At 61.5% G+C, this 16979-nt stretch carries 12 protein-coding genes; 4 read left to right on the top strand and 8 right to left on the bottom strand.

Features of this window, described 5'->3' with window-relative positions; translation table 11 throughout:
- The first annotated feature begins 3 nt into the window (after nt 1-3).
- The 4 genes from J4E00_RS23835 to J4E00_RS23820 all read left to right on the top strand — a co-directional run bounded on the left by J4E00_RS23835 (nt 4) and on the right by J4E00_RS23820 (nt 3378).
- Entirely contained in the window at nt 4-474 is a 471-nt protein-coding gene (locus J4E00_RS23835; protein WP_236050101.1) for a DUF6130 family protein, read from the top strand.
- A 165-nt stretch (nt 475-639) separates the two neighbouring features.
- The gene (locus J4E00_RS23830) at nt 640-1440 is read left to right on the top strand and encodes an alpha/beta fold hydrolase (protein ID WP_208177879.1); all 801 of its coding nucleotides are present in this window, start codon (nt 640-642) and stop codon (nt 1438-1440) included.
- 342 nt (nt 1441-1782) lie between these two features.
- Nucleotides 1783-2205, top strand: coding sequence for an HlyD family efflux transporter periplasmic adaptor subunit (locus J4E00_RS23825; RefSeq protein ID WP_208177878.1), 423 nt, complete (start codon nt 1783-1785; stop codon nt 2203-2205).
- 255 nt (nt 2206-2460) lie between these two features.
- Complete coding sequence (locus J4E00_RS23820) at nt 2461-3378, top strand: SDR family NAD(P)-dependent oxidoreductase (RefSeq protein WP_208177877.1); 918 nt, start codon at nt 2461-2463, stop codon at nt 3376-3378.
- Between the two features lie 148 nt (nt 3379-3526).
- Here the strand turns inward: J4E00_RS23820 and J4E00_RS23815 are convergent, their stop codons facing one another.
- The 8 genes from J4E00_RS23815 to J4E00_RS23780 all read right to left on the bottom strand — a co-directional run bounded on the left by J4E00_RS23815 (nt 3527) and on the right by J4E00_RS23780 (nt 16711).
- The gene (locus J4E00_RS23815; RefSeq protein WP_208177876.1) at nt 3527-6118 is read right to left on the bottom strand and encodes a pectinesterase family protein; all 2592 of its coding nucleotides are present in this window, start codon (nt 6116-6118) and stop codon (nt 3527-3529) included.
- A gap of 63 nt (nt 6119-6181) precedes the next feature.
- Nucleotides 6182-7936: a T9SS type A sorting domain-containing protein gene (locus J4E00_RS23810; RefSeq protein ID WP_208177875.1), complete on the bottom strand. Its 1755-nt coding sequence runs from the start codon at nt 7934-7936 to the stop codon at nt 6182-6184.
- 377 nt (nt 7937-8313) lie between these two features.
- Nucleotides 8314-9438 (bottom strand): S41 family peptidase, encoded by a 1125-nt coding sequence (locus J4E00_RS23805; RefSeq protein WP_208177874.1) that lies wholly within the window; start codon nt 9436-9438, stop codon nt 8314-8316.
- A 50-nt stretch (nt 9439-9488) separates the two neighbouring features.
- On the bottom strand, nt 9489-10163 hold the full coding sequence (locus tag J4E00_RS23800) for a LytR/AlgR family response regulator transcription factor (RefSeq protein WP_208177873.1): 675 nt from the start codon (nt 10161-10163) through the stop codon (nt 9489-9491).
- Complete coding sequence (locus tag J4E00_RS23795) at nt 10160-11218, bottom strand: sensor histidine kinase (RefSeq protein ID WP_208177872.1); 1059 nt, start codon at nt 11216-11218, stop codon at nt 10160-10162. The genes J4E00_RS23800 and J4E00_RS23795 overlap by 4 nt, the downstream gene beginning before the upstream one ends.
- Entirely contained in the window at nt 11218-11988 is a 771-nt protein-coding gene (locus J4E00_RS23790; RefSeq protein ID WP_208177871.1) for an ABC transporter permease, read from the bottom strand. The genes J4E00_RS23795 and J4E00_RS23790 overlap by 1 nt, the downstream gene beginning before the upstream one ends.
- A 10-nt stretch (nt 11989-11998) precedes the next feature.
- Nucleotides 11999-12913 carry an ATP-binding cassette domain-containing protein gene (locus J4E00_RS23785; RefSeq protein ID WP_208177870.1) on the bottom strand — a complete coding sequence of 305 codons (915 nt, stop codon included), beginning with the start codon at nt 12911-12913 and terminating at the stop codon, nt 11999-12001.
- A 552-nt stretch (nt 12914-13465) separates the two neighbouring features.
- Nucleotides 13466-16711: a PAS domain-containing protein gene (locus J4E00_RS23780; RefSeq protein ID WP_208177869.1), complete on the bottom strand. Its 3246-nt coding sequence runs from the start codon at nt 16709-16711 to the stop codon at nt 13466-13468.
- Nucleotides 16712-16979 lie beyond the last annotated feature (268 nt).

Genomic DNA, 16979 nt, shown 5'->3' with positions numbered 1-16979 from the left:
ACCATGATGGCACACCCACTCACGTATTTTCTGCTTCTTTCCTGCCTGATTGCAGGTGCGGCGTTGCAGGCCGCTGCCCAACCCTCGGCCCGCGACATTCTGGGAGCGCCCGCCGTTGTACCGCTGACCTCGGAGCCGCCGCCCAAGCTGTACGTCGACCCTCCCCTGCCCGAGCCGTTGGCGCTGGGCCGGGTAGTGGTGCAGTACCGTACCGATAACCTGCGCATTGTGCCCGTGTACGGACCGGCGGCACTGGATGTATCTCCGCGCATCGGCCACATTCACGTGACCATCGACGATGCCCCCTGGCACTGGGCCGATGCCAGCGGGGAGCCGCTCATCCTGAATGGCTTTCCTCCCGGCCCCCATCGCATCCTGATTGAGCTAGCGGACCCTACTCACCACATCATCGACCGCAAAGCCATTTCGTTTGTGGTGCCCGAGCAAAAAGGCGCTCCCGTTTCCCATCATTAGGTGTTCGAGGCCATAGAGGCCATCATTCCTCCTGCGGCATACTTCCCAAGCTGGTCACCCCAGTCATGGAAATGAGTAGTTGTGCCCAGGCAATTGCATTACAGGCGGCCGGTTTGCTTGCTCACGGCGACCTATGCCCGAACCACCTTCCTAACCATTTTTCTTATGCACCATTTTCATACTGTTGCGCTTAGCGCACTAGCGGCAGCCCTGCTGTCTTTTACTCCCCTCAACCCAGCACACCTCAAAACGGCTTCGCAAGGCGTGAAAAACGTAGTCCTGGTGCACGGCGCTTCGGCCGATGGGTCGAGCTGGGAAAAGGTCATCCCGATGTTGCAGGCCAAGGGGCTCACCGTCATTTCCGTTCAGAATCCGCTGACTTCACTGGCGGACGACGTAGCGGCCACCAAACGTGCCATTGCCATGCTGCATGGCCCTGTGCTGCTAGTGGGACACTCCTGGGCCGGCGTGGTCATCACCGAAGCAGGCAACGACCCCAAGGTAGCCGGGCTCATGTACCTTTCGGCCTTGGCGCCCGACGCCGGGCAGTCGCTATCGGACATGGCCAAAGAAGGCCCAACAGCGCCCGGCCCAGCCGAATACAAGCCAGATGCGTCTGGATTCCTTGTTCTAAGTCAGAAAGGCTTTACGGAAGATTTTGCCCAGGACCTGCCGCCGCTGCAGACCAAGGTCATGTACAGCGTGCAAGGGGGTTGGGCCAAGCAATGCCCGGATGAAAAGGTCACGAAGGCAGCCTGGAAGACCAGGCCCACCTGGTTTATTGTCGCTGGCGAAGACCGGATGATTAATCCGGACCTGGAAAAAGTGGCGGCTAAGCGAATGCACGCGACTACCCTGGTGCTCAAGTCCAGCCACGTATCGATGCTGTCGCAGCCAAAAAAGGTGGCCGACTTCATTATTTCCGCTACGGAGAAGCTCTCGGCCCAACAGCTATCCAAGCGCTAACCCGCCTATTCTGGTCAGAAATGGCTGACCGTTGGCTTGCAGGCAACGCTTTGGCTGAAAACCAGCCTAGAATGACCTTCTCCAAACTCATCCTTGTGGGGCAATAGTAATCACTTTTCATCAATGAAAACGCGCTGGCTTATCGGTGCTGGATTAGGGCTGTTGGCCGCCAGCGGATTGGTTTGGATGGGGAGCGTTAGAAAGGCGTCCTCTTCAAACGTAGGGCAACACTTGCAGCCTCTCCAACGGGAGGCGGTATGGCTGGACTCTACGTTTTTGGTAGCGAACGGGGTTGTTGGCGCGGGCGGGGACCTCCCACTACTGGCCCGAACGTCGGGGAGAGTGAAGAACTTGTTTTTCTCGCAGGGCGACTACGCTCGGCAGGGCCAGCTATTGGTGACGCTTAGCAATCATACTTTCGTTACGGCCCCGCGGGCAGGTTTTTTAGGCCCCAACTTATTAAGCATCGGCCAGTATATCAGCCCCCTCACCCCAGTGACCACCATTTCACGGCACAGCTACCTCGTTGTTTTGCTGCTCTTGCCCGCTGACTGGTATACAAGTATTCATACTGGCGATTCGGTGCGCGTCTGGGCTACCGCCCCGCCGGCACGTATGGCCAATGGTACCGTGGGATACATCGAAAAAAGCGACTCCACTAATGTAACGGTGGAAATCGTGCTGACTTCGCGCGCGCCTTTCTGCATTGGAGAACTTACCTGGGTGCGGCTGCAGGACAAGTGTACGCAAGTGGCGGTCCGTTAGGTGCTTTTTGCAACTCGCGCCCAATCTGGACTAGTACCTGCCCCGTGGGCTACCGTTTCCCAAGCCAGCGCCAAAGGTTGCCCCTGAACTAAACCAGCCTTTTAAGCCTCACCTCTTGCAGATGCTATCCAGCCGAAGTGAGCTTTTTAGGAAAGCGACTTTGAGCCGTACGGCAAAACGAACAGGCGAATAAAGGTCGAATTTTGTGCATTGGCAGCCAGACATTTGGCTCCCATCACCATTTGCTTAAAAGACATGCAAGAACGCATCAAAACACCTTTCGGCTTCACTTCATCCGCCGATGACGTCATCCAAGGCATTAGTCTCCAAGGGAAACGGGCTATCGTGACTGGCGGCTCGTCGGGCATTGGCATCGACACGGTGCGGGTGCTGGCTGGCGCGGGGGCCGAAGTCACCTTGGCGGTTCGAAACCTGGCGGCCGGGCGGGCCGTGGCCGCTGATATTCAGGCTCAGACCGGCAATCCAAACGTGCGGGTCGCGCCCCTGGACGTGAGCAACCAGACCTCGGTGCAGGCGTTTGTGGCGGCCTGGCAGGGACCTCTGCACCTGCTGATTAACAACGCCGGCATTATGGCCCTGCCCGAGCTCACCCGCACACCCGAAGGCTGGGAGATGCAGTTTGCGACCAACTTCCTGGGCCATTTTGCCCTCACGGTGGGGCTACAAGCTGCCCTAGCCGCTGCCCAGGGTGCCCGCATCGTATCGGTCAGCTCCAGCAGCAACCTGTTTGCGCCTGTTTTCTTCGACGACCTGACCTTCAACTTTATTCCGTACGACCCGTTCCTAGCCTACGGACAGTCCAAAACGGCCTGTGCGCTGCTGGCCGTGGAGGCGACCCGCCGCTGGGCCCGGGACGGCATCTATGCCAATGCCCTCAACCCCGGGGCCATTGCCACCAACCTGCAAAAGCACACCGGCGGCCTGAAAACTCCGCCTGAGCGCCGCAAAACCTCAGCCCAAGGGGCCGCCACGACCATACTGCTGGCCACCTCACCGCTACTGGCGGGGATTGGCGGGCGCTACTTCGAGGACTGCAACGAGGCCGAAATCGTTCTGCGCCGCCCCGCGGACTACCAGGGCGTGGCAGCCTATGCCCTCGACGCAGCCAATGCCGAGCGCCTGTGGGATGTGGCCCTGAATCTGATTGCTTAATCAACTGGAATCCCAGATATCACCACAAGTACTGACACGCTGAGTGTCAGATTCGTCGGTCTGAGTGACCGGGGAGGTGCGATGGCGAACCGAAATACACACGAGTAAGCCAGAACAGAGCCGTGCTTTCCGGAACGGCACACTGAAATTACTGATGGAATAGCTTCACCGTCAGCGCGCCTTCGGCACCGACGTACCGCACCAGGTAGTGACCGGCGGCTAGGCCGTACAGGTTGAGCGCGGTTTGCTGGGTGCCGGGCACGCAGGGCATGGTGGCCACCCGCTGGCCCATCGAGGAATACACCGAAATAGTGGTTTCGCGGCTGGCGGCAGGGTGCACCAACAGGCACTGGCTGGTAGCAGGGTTGGGATAGAGTTGGAGCAAGCGGCTGGCGGCCGCGGCGCGTGCGCCCGTCACTACGTTGGCTTCGCCCTTCGCCTGCACGTTTTTCAGCATGGCAAAGCGGCCGTTGGTGGTGCCGGAGCCGCAGCTGAAGTATACCCGAATGGTCAGGCGCTGCCCGGCGGCCAGCGTGGTGCCCGTGGCCCCGGCCAGGGCCAGCCGGTAGTTGTCGCTGGTTGTCGTCGTGAGAATGGGGGCGGCAAAGCTGCCGTTGGCCGTGCTCAGCAAGATGCCGCCCGGGCCTTTGCCGCCGCTCACGTCGGCCGAGTCGGTGGCGAAGCCGGAGCGCGACCACACCACGGCCAGCTTGGTGTTCAGCACCGAAAGCGACACGGCGGCGTTCAGTATCAAGGAGTCGAGGCGCAGGGCGCCGGTGCCGCTGGGGGCCACCGTGAACTGCTCGTAGTAGGTGCGGTTCAGGTTGCCGCCATTGCCGCCCACGGCGGTAGTCCAGCCGCCATTGGCGTCCGGCGCAAACGACTGGCCGTAGCGGCTGGAATAGGGCGGCACCCCGGCCGCCGTCGAGCCATTCGACAGCTGAAACTTGCGGAACGTGGGCGTGCTGACTTGTACGCCGGCGGGCCGCACGGCCGCACTGTCCTGGTTGGTGCGGGCCATCGGCCACCACAGCAGCACGTTCGACTGCGGCAGCACCGTGGCCTGCTTCCGTCCGGTCACCGGTATGCTCACCGTGGCCGCGCCCGCGCTGGTGAAGGTCAGGTTGCCGGCGTAGGTGCCCACCGGGCCGGCATTGAGGCGCACGCTGATGGTGGTAGCGGCGATGCTGCCGCTGCTTTGCGCCACCACCAGCGGGGCCGCATTGCCAAACCAAGTGGTGCCATTGGCCGATACCTCGAACCCGGCCGGCGGTGTCACGGTGGTAGCCGTGGTCAGGTTTTCGGCGCTTACCTGGAGGTTTTGGGCCGCCGAGGGCACGCTGCCGCCTTGCAAAAACGCCTGCAAAGTGCCCGTGGTGAAGACAGTGGGCGTGCTGGATATTTCCAGCGTGTCGGTGATGTGCGCGGCCAGGCCGGTTTTGGAGGCCTGCACGTAGTAGAAGTAAGAGGTGCCGGGCGCGGGAATGGGGTCGGTGGTGCCGACGTTCACGTTGGTGGCCACGGCATTGGTAGAAGAGTAAAGCGGCGTGTAAACGCCCCGGCGCGTGGTGCTGCGCATCAGCTGGCACTGCACGCCGGCCACGGGCCAGCTCAGGTTCCAGTTCAGAGTCGAAGGTGTGGTAGCCGAGCCTTTCAGGGCCCAGAAGTTGGATACCACAATGGGGGCCGGGGCGCTGGTGCAGAACGTGCTGCTCAGGGCGCAGGGGTTCCAGTTGCCCAGCACGGCGGCGCGGGTGTAGGTGGCCGTGTCGGCAGCGGTGAGCTGAATGGTCCAGGGCAGGCGCTGGCTCACGTCCACCAAGGCGCCGCTGAAGTCGCGGCTCTTGTATTCGGCGTAGGTGATGAAGCTGGTGACCGTGCCGGCATCCCAGGGCTGCCAGCCGGTGGGCCGGATGGTGTTGCCCATGATGGTGTTCAGCCACACCACTTTGGTGGCCGAGCGGTCGGTGGGCGTCGAGCCCGAGTCGTTCTGCCAGGGCCGGCCCAGCGTGTAGGTCGTCGTCCCCCGGTTGTCGAGGATGGTGCAGTTGCGAAACACGAAGCCGTAGGGCTGGCCCTGCTGCGTATTGGCGGCAGTGATGTAGCCGAGGTTGCCGCCGTTGCGCCGGGTTTTGGGGTAGATGTAGCAGTTCTCGAACACGCCCCGCGCACTCCCAAAAATAAAGTCCACGACGCCATCAATGTAGCAGTCCTTGAAGTAGTTGCGCAAGCCCGCGCCGGCATTAAGCTGCATGGTGTCCTGTCCGCCGGTGAAGCGGCAGCCCTTGAAGGCAATCCGATCGCCGGTGGTGTACATGGCCAGCGCCTGCGGCGACTCGCCGTAGGAGTTCTCAAACGTGAGGTTGACGGCCGTAATGTCCGAGGCGTTGATGATGACCGTGGATGTGTTGCCGGGGAACGCGGGGGTATTGGCCAAGTCGTAGGTAATAATGGTGTTGGCCACGCTCTCCCCGGTGAGCTGCAAGAAAGGCTTGTTGGCTGGAATATTCACCCGTTCGCGGTACTTGCCGTTCTTGATGAAGATGGTGAAGGGCACGGTGCGGCCCGTGGGCGCCGCGTTGATGGCAGCCTGCACCGAGGTATAATTGCCAGTGCCGTCCTTGGCCACTACCAGGTCGTAGGTCTGGGCCTGGGCCGTGGCGGCCAGGGCCAACAGCAGCACCAGCGCGCCGAAGCGGGCCAGCACAGCGGATGGAAAAACCGTAAACAGACGTCTCATAAACAACATTTTAGGGTGGGAAAAATGAAAGCCAGCTTTCGGAAGCAAGGCGGAAAAGAAGTATTAGTCGTGTAGCAGCTTCACAGTCAGGGTGCCGGCGGCATCCTGGTAGCGCACCAGATAGCAGCCGGCGGCCAGGCCCGTCAGGGGCAGCTGGGTTTGGGTGGTGCCGGGCTGGACCGTGGCCGTGCCCACGCGGCGGCCGTCGAATGAATAGATTTCGATGGTGGCGGCGCGGCCGGCGCTGGGGTGCGCGAGGGTAAATTGCCCTTGAGCGGGGTTCGGGTACACGCTCAGCGCGGCCGCGTCGGCGGCGCTTTTGCTGCCCAGCACCACGGCCGCGGCCAGGCCGTTGAGGTAATTTTCGAGGTTGGTATAGCCGCCGGGCCCGATGGCGTAGCGGTCGGTGGGACTGTTGGGGTTCAGGCCGTGGGCGGTTTCGTAGGCGTCGGTCATGCCGTCGTGGTCCGAGTCGACGGGGGCGGGGCCGCAGGCCAGCACCGGCCAAGCTGCCTGCGAAGTGCTGTAAGGCGTGCCGTGCGGAAAGCTGCCCTGCACGTCGATGATGCTGCCGGTGCGGTTCTGAACGTCGTTGATGATGCGCTGGTCCAGGGCATCGCGCGCCGGCAGCACGCAGCCAACATATTGCAGCACCGAGTTGTAGGCGGCGGGGGCCGTTTGGGTGGTGATGGGCAAAAAGGAGAACGGCGTATTCACCTTCGATAGCACGGTATCGGCGGCGATGCCGCTGCCCATCACCACGCCCTTCCAGTTATGGGCCGTAATGGCGGCCGAGCCGTCGAGGTAGTTGCCCGTCAGGTAGACCCGGGGGAAGGGGATGGCGGGGGCCGTGGTTTGGTTGTCCGGGTTGAAAATGCGGGTGCGCGAGCTGCTGTTGGGGCCCCACTTGTAGTAGTTGTTCACCATGTTGTAGTTGCCGCCCTCACCGCCATAGGTGTTGTTGATGCCCCAGTTGTAGACGACGTTGTTGCGGAAATCACAGTTTTCCGAGCCGATGGGCACCCCGTAGCGGGCGCCGTTCCAGCGCGGCGTGCGGCTGTAGCAGTGGGCAAACAGGTTGTGGTGAAAGGAGGCGTAGCGCCCGCCCCAGATGCCGCCGTAGCCGTGGTTCACGTAGCCGCCGCCTGCCACTTCTACGTGGTACGAGTAGTTGAGCGGCTCCGAAATCAGGTTCCACTGCAGCGTCATCGAGTCGGTGGTGGCGCCGTAAAAGGTGAAGGCCTCGTCGTCGCTCCAGCTCATGGTGCAGTGGTCGATGATGATATTGCTGTGGTTTATGCTGCCAAAGGCATCATCGCCGCCGCTGCCCAGGATGGGGTTGCCGCTGGCATCCAGCACCTGCTGGTTTTTGTCGCCCATGCGGAAGCGCAGAAAGCGCACCACCACGTTGTCGGTGCCTATGGCCACCGGGTAGTCAGCCAGGCAAATGCCGTCGCCGGGGGCCGTCTGGCCCGCAATGGTGGTATTGGGCCGCGTGATGCCGAGCCGCGAGGTGAGGTGAATGGTGCCGCACACCCGAAACACGATGGTGCGGGCCGCCGCCGTGGCGGTCAGGGCGTAGCGCAGCGTGCCCGGCATGTTGGTATCGGCCAGGCTCGTCACCTCAAACACAGTGGTGGGCACGGCGGGTGTACCCCGGCCGCCGGTTACATACTTGCCCGCCCCTTCGGCCCCCGGAAACGAGGGCAGACGCTGGCCCCAAACACCCGGCGCGCCCAGAAGCAGGAGCGCGCATACCAGCAGCCCACCCGTCGGATGATACCAACGACGGGGCGATGCACTTGTCTTATTTTTCATGTTGGGTAGGAAATGGGCAGACCCGAATGGCCTGCCTTGGCGTTACAAATGGCGCTTATCGAAGGCCGCTTGTTGTAAAGCCCCCCACTCCCTGCTTACCCCAACGCCAACCAGAAAAATAATTTTATTTTTCAAGCCCAACCAATTAATCCATTCACATTAATTTGATAATCATAATTTTAATTCCATTAAATACTGTCTGGAACATTGGCTCTAAAAGCGCATTTGACGAGCATAAGCCATGTTTCCACTATGCCCGTGCTGATTGAACGACCTAGCGGCTGCGGCTGCCCGTGTACAGTGGAATGCAGCGCCAGCAGTCACGACCAAATAAGGAAACTGCTTATTAAAAGTGTGTTGAGCAAGCAATACCTAGCTTAGTACCGAGTCGCAGGCCGTTTCTTCAACTCGGCCAAGGCCCGCGTCACCACGGGGTCTGCACCGCGCGTCAAATCCTGGCGGGTGTTTTTTACGGTCACGTCGACCGGGGTGCCGGTGCCCTCGTAGCAAACCTTTTGGGCATTGTAATAGCGCTGGTTGGAGAGCGAAATCAGCCACTTGTTGGGCAGCGTGAAGCCGTACATATCCGAATAGATACCGCGCGTGTTCTCGCCGATGAGCTGCGTACGCGGCAGTTCTTTCATAATCAGAGCAAATACGTCGCCGGCGCTGACGGTTTTGTCGTTGGTTAGCAGCACGACCGGTCCGGCGTAGGGGACCGGGCCGCGCGGCTCGATGTACCAGGTTTCAGGCGCTTCCAGTTCCTCGTAGCCACCGCCGCGCTTGCGGGTCTGCTTGTACATGGCTTTCACTTTCTGGCCCGTGAAGCGGCCGGCTAGCTCAAAGCCGAACTCGTCGTTGCCGCCGATGTTGTCGCGCACATCGATGAGCAGGCTCTGTGCCTTATTCAGCTTTGGAAACAGGGTATCCAGCAGCTTGCCCAATGCCACGGCATCCACCTTGTTGTCGGCATCCGGGTCCACAAAACAGCGGTTGAAGCGCAGGTACGCCACTTTCGGCGATACGGTGTAGCGAAACAGCGGCTGGCCGCGGAACTCGGGCCCCAGCGTCTGCATCGGTCCGAAACCCTGACGGGCCAGAGTCTGGTCAACCAGCGCCCAAAACCGGTCGCGCAGGCTGTCGGTCGGAAACTCCTGTGCAAACTGCGAGGGCTTCACCGACTTGAACTGCTTCACGCCAGGCATAATCACGTTGATGTGGTTGTCCTGAAACGGGGCCAGCATGGCCGAAAACACGGCATACAACGAATCGGGCGAGGTGCGGGCGCTGACCCGGGGCCGGTAGCGCCGGTATGTTTGATGCCAGTCGATGCCGCGCAGCTGGAAAAAGGCGTAGTTGTCTTCAAACGTATGCCACAGCACTTCGAAGTTGAGCTCCGGCTTGGAGATAAGCGTGTCCGCAGGATAGGAAACGGGGTTTTGCGCGCGGGCCGCTGGCCGCATTAGGCACAACAGGAGGGCGAGAAGGAAGGCTTTTTTCATGCTAGTGTTGTAGGTTTCTTTTTGAGACGATGAATACCTTGCTTTACCATTTACCGCATGTTCATTCTGCTGATTAATTGCTTTTTGTATGTCTCCGACACGGGTATCCGGCGGCCTGCAAGGCGCAACACGTCCCGCTCCAGCGACTCGATTTTGGCCAAGGCCACGAGGTAGGACTTATGCACCCTGACGAACTGCGCGACCGGCAGCTTCTTTTCCAGTTCTCCGAAGGTTTCGAGGGTTTTGAGCGCGCCGACGGTGGTGTGCAGCCGGCGGTAGTCCCGCGCGCCTTCGATGTACAGCAACTCCTCGAACAGCACCCGCTCCAGCCGGTACTGGGTTTTGATGAACAAAAACGACGGCTCTGGCGGTGGCAGCCGCTGCCGGCGGGCCCGCTCCACGGCCTGCGCGAACCGCTCGAAGGTGAAGGGTTTGAGCAGGTAGTCCGTCACATTCAGCTCGTGGCCTTTGAGGGCATGCTGCTCGTAGGCTGTGAGGATGATGACGGCGCAATCGGGACGTAGCAACTCCAGCAGCTGAATGCCCGACAGCTCGCCGAGGTGCAGGTCGAGAAAAAGGAGGTCCACCGGGGTAGCCAGCAGGTAACGGAGGGCTGGCACGGCGTTGTCGAATGTGGCAGCTATGGTCAGGTCGGGCAGCCGGCCGGCAAACTCCCGCACCCGCTCGGCGGCCAGCGGCTCATCTTCGATAATGACGCACTTCATAGGCTCAGTTCGAGTTCAACCCGGTAGCAGTCCGCATCGTGGCGGATGTGCAGCTGGTGGGCGGCCGGGTAGAGCAGCGCCAGCCGCTTGCGCAGCAAGTTATTGCCCAAGCCGCCGGCGGTTTCGGTAGTCGGGGTCGGCACCACGTTGTTGGTACAGGTAAACCGCAGCTTGCCGGGGCTTAGCTGGAGGCAAACCCGAATCTGGCTGCTGGCCTTGTGGCCGTCGGTATGCTTGAAGGCGTTTTCGATGAATGGCAGCAGCAGCATGGGCGCAATTTCCTGCCCGGCCGCCGGCCCTTTCACCTGCATCTGCACGTAGCCCGCGTTGGCCGTGCGGATTTTCTGCAGGTCGACGTACTGCTGCAGGTAGGTGATTTCCCGGTCGAGGCTGATGCGCTCCTTCCGGGTTTCGTAGAGCAGCACGCGCAGGATGCCGGAAAGCTTGTTGAGGTAGGTAGAAGCCGTGGCCGCGTCCTTGGTAATGAGCACGTCGATGTTGTTCAGGGTATTGAACAGGAAGTGCGGGTCGATTTGGGCCTTGACCAGCGCCAGCTCAGTTTCCAGGTTCTGGCGGTGCAGGGCTTCTTTCAGCCGGATGTCCTGATACCAGGTCAACCCACCCCGAATAAGGGCCCCGCCAAGGCCGTGCAGCCAGGCCAGCAGGGTCATCAGCAGCAGGATTCCCAGGGCCGACGCGTACCCATCGCCAAACAGGTAGGCCGGGCCAAAAAATGCTGGCAGCGAGGCGAGCCCCGCCCCTGCCCCGGCCGCCAGCAGCGCCGTCAGCCCGCCCGCCAGCAAAAACCGGCCAAACTGCCGCCGGCTAAGAAACCAAGTAAAAAGCACCGAATACGAAACGTAAAACGACAGCAGCCCCGGCAGCACAGCAAATCCCGCCATCAGCCGCAGCCAGGCCCACAGGCTGCCAATGGGCGCCGCCACCGGCCGGGCGTGCGCCGGCACGTACACCGCGAAGAAGTAGAGCGTGAGCAGCCCGAGCCCCAGCAGCGCCCAGTAGCCCACGTGTACCGTCCAGATTACGAATCGTCTCATCAGCCTTTTTCGCGTTGCTGCACATACAGCCCGTAGGCCGCACCCGTGAAGAGCAGAAAGTACCCCACCGCCCAAGGTAGCAGCGCGACCGGCTGCGCAAACCGGGGCTGGCCCTGCAGAAAGGTGAAGCTACAGTAGGTGTACGGAATCAGGTAGCCATACTGCCAGCTGAGCACCGCCACCGACAGTATCCAGAGGGCTAGCCCGCCGCCCACCGGCACCAGGAAGTTGCGAAACCGCAGACTAATCAGGTATTGCAGCGCCACAATGGGCAGGCAGGCCACCAAGTAGCGCCCATCGTCGGACAGAAAGGCGGCGTACGGAATGGGGGCGGCTGGATAAGGCACCCCGAGCAGCAGGCCAGGCAGCACCCCCGCCAGGTAAATGCCCACGTTGAAAAGCAGCAGAAACTGCCCCATCATGACGAGGACAACCGCCAGCTTGGCCCCGAAAATGACGCTGTAGCGTTGGGGCGTGGTGTGCAGCAGCTTCCAACTGTTGTTCTTGTATTCCAGCTGGGTGATGAGGCTGGTGGCCAGTATCACGCCCAGCGGCAGCAGGAAAATGGCCATCGACTCCCAGGCGCTTTTCCAGAGGTGTTGCCAGTAGGTAGGCTGGGCACTTTCAGCCGCCAGGTGGCCGTGCCGAATGAGCTTGGCGGTGAAGATGATGGCCGGGGTGAAAAAGGCCCCGCACACCACCAGCCACGCGGCCAGGCTGCGTTTCCGTTTCAGCCACTCGCTGGCAAAACTTCGAATAAAAGCATTCATGCTACTTGACTTAAGCCGTGACCATGTCCATGAAAATAGCCTCCAGGTCGGGCTGGCTGGGCCGGATTTCGTAGACGTCGACCTGCTCGCGCACCAGCGTACGGACCAGGTCGGCCACGGCGGCCGGCGCCAGCAGCGGCACGCTACAGGCCGCCTCGTGGCGCTGCGCATCGAGGCCTCGAGCCTGCAATAGGGACATGGTTTTCGCTGCGTCGCTCGTGGTCAGCCACAGCCGGGCGTTGCCGGGCCGCTGCTGCTGCAATTCGGCCAGCGTACCCTGAAACAAGAGGCGGCCCCGGTGGATGACGCCCACGTGGCTCACCATCTTCTCCAGCTCGGCCAGCAGGTGACTAGAAATGAGGATGGTGGTGCCGTGCTGCTGGTTGAGGGTACGCAGCAGCTCCCGCATTTCGAGCATGCCGTTGGGGTCCAGGCCGTTGGTGGGCTCGTCCAGAATCAGCAGCTCGGGCTGGTGCAGCAGGGCCATGGCAATTCCCAGCCGTTGCTTCATGCCCAGCGAAAACCGACCGGCCGGCTTAGTGCCGGTGCCAGCCAGCCCCACCGTGCTCAGCACCTGCCCAATGCGCGCCGCCGGGCACTGGTAGACCATTTGCAGCACCTGCAGGTTTTCAATTGCCGTGAGGTGCCCGTAGAGCGAGGGGGCTTCAATCAGGGCCCCAATGCGGCGCAGTGCCGCCAGCCGGTGCGGCGCGAAGGGCTGCCCAAACAACTGTACCTGCCCCTGCTGCACCCGCAGCAGCCCGAGCACCAGCCGCAGGGTCGTGGTTTTGCCGGCCCCGTTCGGTCCCAGGAAGCCGTAGATGGAACCGGCCGGCACCCGCAGGTCAAGGTCTTGCAGAATGGCCGTGCCATCACCGAAACGGTAGCTGAGCTGCTGGGTTTCCAGTACATAGGGGGCTTGCATACCGGCAAAGAAAGGCCCTGGCCGACCCCGCCGCCGGAGCAGTAGACCAACCGGGCGGGTTTGCCTGTAACATCGGGCTTTTGTCCGGCAACGCCCGCTCTGTTGTTCTATCTTTTTACCCAGTATTAGCCCGGACTGCCTTGAAAAAGTATGGTCGTATAAGCAGGTGTACATGCTTGACAAAAGTCAAGATGAGCTGTCTGCGCCAAAGCGTAGTTTTGTCCATGGGGGTAGGTTCGGCATCTGCTGCGCAGTCCACATGATTAAGCAGGTTACGTTTCCAGCAAAGGTTGCACGACACAACGGGTCTCACTTTGTTGAACGGCTCACTTTGCAGCAGTTGGAGTCCTGACGTACACAAGCATATTGATGTGCACAAGCAGGTGCGACTTCAGCACCACCTTTTGACCAATGCCAATTCGACCACCAAGCAGCAGGACTTACTCTTATAATAAGCCCGCTTTCCCAGCTTTAATCCAGTAGCTCCCAGTTTTGAGAATCAGTTCGTACCCGGGCTTGCTTTCCCTTTCGGAATAGAAAACGACCAAAAGGTCAGGCAGGGAGGAACGCAGGTAACAGGAGCCCGTGGGGACTAGCAGCGTGGGGCAGAAAGACGAAAAAGGTGGTGCCGGCCCCTAGCTGGCTGTACACCTCAATGCGGCCCCCGGCATTCTCGACCATGCGCTTGACCATGTAGAGCCCAATGCCCGTGCCCTCGACGTGGTCGTGAAAGCGCTGGAACATGGTGAAGAGGCGCGGCAGGTGCTGGGCCTCCAGGCCGAGGCCATTGTCGTGCACTTCGAGTACGGTGTGGCCCGGGCGCACATGGGCCCGCACATCGACATGGGGCGTGCGGTCGGGATGCCGGTACTTGATGGCGTTGCTGAGCAGGTTGTAGACGATGCTGCGCAGGTTCTTTTCGGCAAACCGAACGGGTGGTAGGGCCGACACCTCGATGACGAGCTGCACGTCGGCAGCCTGTAGCTGGGGCCGCAGGTCCTGTCGGACATCTTCGACCACAGCGGCTAAGTTGACCGCAGTGGCGGTGGGCGCGTGCTCCTTTTGCAGTTTGGAAACCTCCGTCAAGTGGTCGATGGTGCGCTTGAAGCGCTCCACCGCGTCGAGCATGCGGGCCAGAATTTGGTCAACTTCCGCCTCCCCGGCCACCTCAGGGGGAAGGCCTTCCTGCAAGAGATAAAGCAAGCCTTCGATGTTGGAGATAGGGGCTTTGAGGTCGTGGCTGGCGGTGTAAATGAAACTGTCGAGGTCGACGTTCGTGCGCACCAGTTGTTCATTGGTTTCTTTAAGCTCCGTAATGTCGATGGCCGAGCCCACGTAGCCGTACAGCTCGCCGTTGGGAAAGTAGCTGGGCGCGCCTTGGGATAGCAACCAGCGGTACTGCCCGTCGTAGCGCCGCATGCGGTGCTCCAAAACGTACAGGGTGCGGGTGCGAATAGCCGTTTCCAACGTCTGCTGCGCCGTATCGAACTCTTCCGGGTGGAGGTAGGGCAACCAGCCAGTCTGCTGATACCTTTCCAGGTCCATGCCGACAAAATCCAGAAAGGCCTGGTTGGCGTAGTGGATGGTCGAGTCCGGGCCGACGGCCCACACTTGGTTGGGGGCGGCGTCGGCCATGATGCGGAAGCGGGCTTCGCTTTCCTCGATTTTTTGGCGGGCGCGCACCTGGTCGGTGACTTCGTGAGCAAAAACCAGCACGCCGTCGACTACCCCCTGGGCGTTGCGCCGGGCCTGGTAGGTGAAGGTGAAGGATAGCTCCTCCAGCGGGCCCTGGTCGTAGCGAGCCAGTTGCAAGGGCAGCTCCTGGGCCACAAATGTTTGGCCGGTGGCGTACACCTGGCGCAGGTGTTGGGCGATAGGCGCTTCGGCAATTTCGGGCAGGGCTTCCAGCACGGGCCGGCCGAGCAGCACACGGCTGGGGAAAATGCGCTGGTAAGCCGGATTGACCAGTTGAAACACGAAATCAGGACCATCGAGGATGACGATGGGCGCCGGCGCTTCCATGAACAGTCCGTACAACTGCTCCCGCTCAGTTTCGCGCTGTTGGCGGGCCTTCACTTGCTCAGTGACCTCAAAGGCAAAGATGGAGATGCCCGCAATCTGGTCGTTCTTCTGGTAGGCTTGGTAGGTAAAGGTGTAGTACACCTGCTGCCCGGGGCGGCCGTCCACGGGCTGAAGTCGCATGGGCAGCTCCTGGCCGAAGAAAGTGTCACCGGTGCGGTACACGCGGTCGAGTTCGGCCAGAAAGCCCGCCTCTCGGGTTTCGGGCAAGGCTTCAGCGACGGTCTGGCCGGTGAGTTGGCGCTCGGGAAAGAGCCGTTGGTAAGCGGCATTGACGTACTCAAACCGGTGCTCCGGTCCGCGCAGCAAGGCCACCGCGGCGGGGGTATCGGCCAGGATGTGAAACAGGGCCTCGCGCTCCTGTGCCTGCCGCTGGGCCGCCGCCAGCAACTCGGCCTGCAGGGCTTCAGCGCGTTGCCGGGCCAGCACCCGTTCGGTCACGTTAATGGCAAAGCTCATCACGCCCTCTACCTGCCCGGCCGCATCGAGCTTGGGCTGGAGGGTCAGGTCGAAGTACTCCTCGTGCAGTTCCCCGTTGCCGTAGCGGTCGAGGCGGCGGAGGGCTCCCTGAATGTGCACGGGCTCGCCGGTGCGGTACACGTGGTCAAAAATCTCGTGCTCCGACTCCGGTAACTCGGGCAAGGCCTGGCGATGCGGCAAGCCGAGCAGTGTCCGGGTGGGCAGCAGTTCCTGGGTGAGGGGATGCACCAGGGTCCAGAGGTGGTCAGGGCCGAAGAAGAGGTTAATCTGGGCCGGAGCCTGCCCAAAGAGGCGCACCAGGCGGTTGCGCTGCTCCACGGCTTCGGCGCGGGCCACCTCGGCCTCGTGGGTACGCTCCAGCACCCGCTCTTCCAATGCAGCGTTCAGCTGCTGGAGCTGTTGGCGGGCTTCCACTTGCTCGGTCACATCATAGGCGAAGCTCAGCAGCCCGTCGATGGCCCCCGCGGCGTCGCGCGTAGCCTGAAGATACATGTTATGGTAGCGTTGCTCGAGCTGGCCGCTGCTGGCGTAGTCGACCTGGGTGGGCACTTCCTGGCCGTAATAAGGCTCGCCGGTCTGGTACACGTGGTCGAGGAGTTCGAACACGCCCTGCCCGGCTAGCTCCGGCATAAAGTCGCGAATGGACTGGCCCGGCAAGGACCGTCCCGGAAAGAGCCGCTGGTAGTTTGTGCTCACCAATTCGTACACGTGGTTGGGGCCGTGGTAGGTGGCCGTCAGGGCCGGCAGGGCCATGAGCACATCGTGCAGGCGCTGGCGCTGGGCATCGGCTTCGGCACGGGCTTGCTGCTCGCAGGCCTGGCTTTTGCGCAAAGCCAGCTCCACGGCGGAGCGCGACTGGTCGGCCGTGTCGGTAAAACTTACCACCAGCAGGTCGCCGGCCCGGCGGCTGGCCAGGTGGAAGTAGTTGTCGAGGCCGTCGGCCTGGTAATTGACGTCGTACTGGCCAGCCCCATCCGCCAGAAAAGAGGCGCGGTAGAAAGCAAAGATGCCGGTTTCGACCGCGCTCGGGTACAGCGTCAGAAACGACTCGAGGGGGCACTCCGGCAGCTGGAGCATCCGCTGGGCGGCCGGGTTGAGGTGCACGTACGCCAGGTCGTTGATAGCCGCCGGCTCGGCGGGGTCGTACAGCGGCCGAAAGACGATGATGCCAGTGAGGGAAACATCCAGTACGGCCTGCAGCAGGTCGTCGTTGGAGGCAGAAATGGCGGAGGGAAGCATGGGGACAAGTGGCGGAGGGAAGCAACCAAACCGAATGCCGTGGGACAACGCACAACTTTCGGCCCTCGAAGATGAGTGACAAAACGAACAGCACCCGGGAGGGTTACCAGCTGAATGCTAACACACAACCTCGGGGCATTGGTTGGTAAGATACCACCCTGTTCCACCACACAGGCACTGTAAACTACCGTATGGCCTCCTAAATACTTGTCAGCAGGAATTATCGGCACTCATGGTCATTGGCCTGCCGGGCTACAGGTGAAAGGCA

Origin of the sequence: Hymenobacter negativus, assembly GCF_017571495.1 — a bacterium.
Lineage (GTDB): Bacteria > Bacteroidota > Bacteroidia > Cytophagales > Hymenobacteraceae > Hymenobacter > Hymenobacter negativus.
Note: the sequence above shows the minus strand (reverse complement) of the source record. Positions and strands in the feature narration are given on the sequence as shown.

What these genes read in the sequence shown, in the direction of transcription:
- J4E00_RS23835 (WP_236050101.1), top strand. Translation starts at nt 4, where the DNA reads ATGATGGCACACCCACTCACGTATTTTCTGCTTCTTTCCTGCCTGATT.
- J4E00_RS23805 (WP_208177874.1), bottom strand. Translation starts at nt 9,438, where the DNA reads ATGAAAAAAGCCTTCCTTCTCGCCCTCCTGTTGTGCCTAATGCGGCCA.
- J4E00_RS23780 (WP_208177869.1), bottom strand. Translation starts at nt 16,711, where the DNA reads ATGCTTCCCTCCGCCATTTCTGCCTCCAACGACGACCTGCTGCAGGCC.
- J4E00_RS23785 (WP_208177870.1), bottom strand. Translation starts at nt 12,913, where the DNA reads ATGCAAGCCCCCTATGTACTGGAAACCCAGCAGCTCAGCTACCGTTTC.
- J4E00_RS23800 (WP_208177873.1), bottom strand. Translation starts at nt 10,163, where the DNA reads ATGAAGTGCGTCATTATCGAAGATGAGCCGCTGGCCGCCGAGCGGGTG.
- J4E00_RS23815 (WP_208177876.1), bottom strand. Translation starts at nt 6,118, where the DNA reads ATGAGACGTCTGTTTACGGTTTTTCCATCCGCTGTGCTGGCCCGCTTC.
- J4E00_RS23795 (WP_208177872.1), bottom strand. Translation starts at nt 11,218, where the DNA reads ATGAGACGATTCGTAATCTGGACGGTACACGTGGGCTACTGGGCGCTG.
- J4E00_RS23790 (WP_208177871.1), bottom strand. Translation starts at nt 11,988, where the DNA reads ATGAATGCTTTTATTCGAAGTTTTGCCAGCGAGTGGCTGAAACGGAAA.
- J4E00_RS23810 (WP_208177875.1), bottom strand. Translation starts at nt 7,936, where the DNA reads ATGAAAAATAAGACAAGTGCATCGCCCCGTCGTTGGTATCATCCGACG.
- J4E00_RS23820 (WP_208177877.1), top strand. Translation starts at nt 2,461, where the DNA reads ATGCAAGAACGCATCAAAACACCTTTCGGCTTCACTTCATCCGCCGAT.
- J4E00_RS23830 (WP_208177879.1), top strand. Translation starts at nt 640, where the DNA reads ATGCACCATTTTCATACTGTTGCGCTTAGCGCACTAGCGGCAGCCCTG.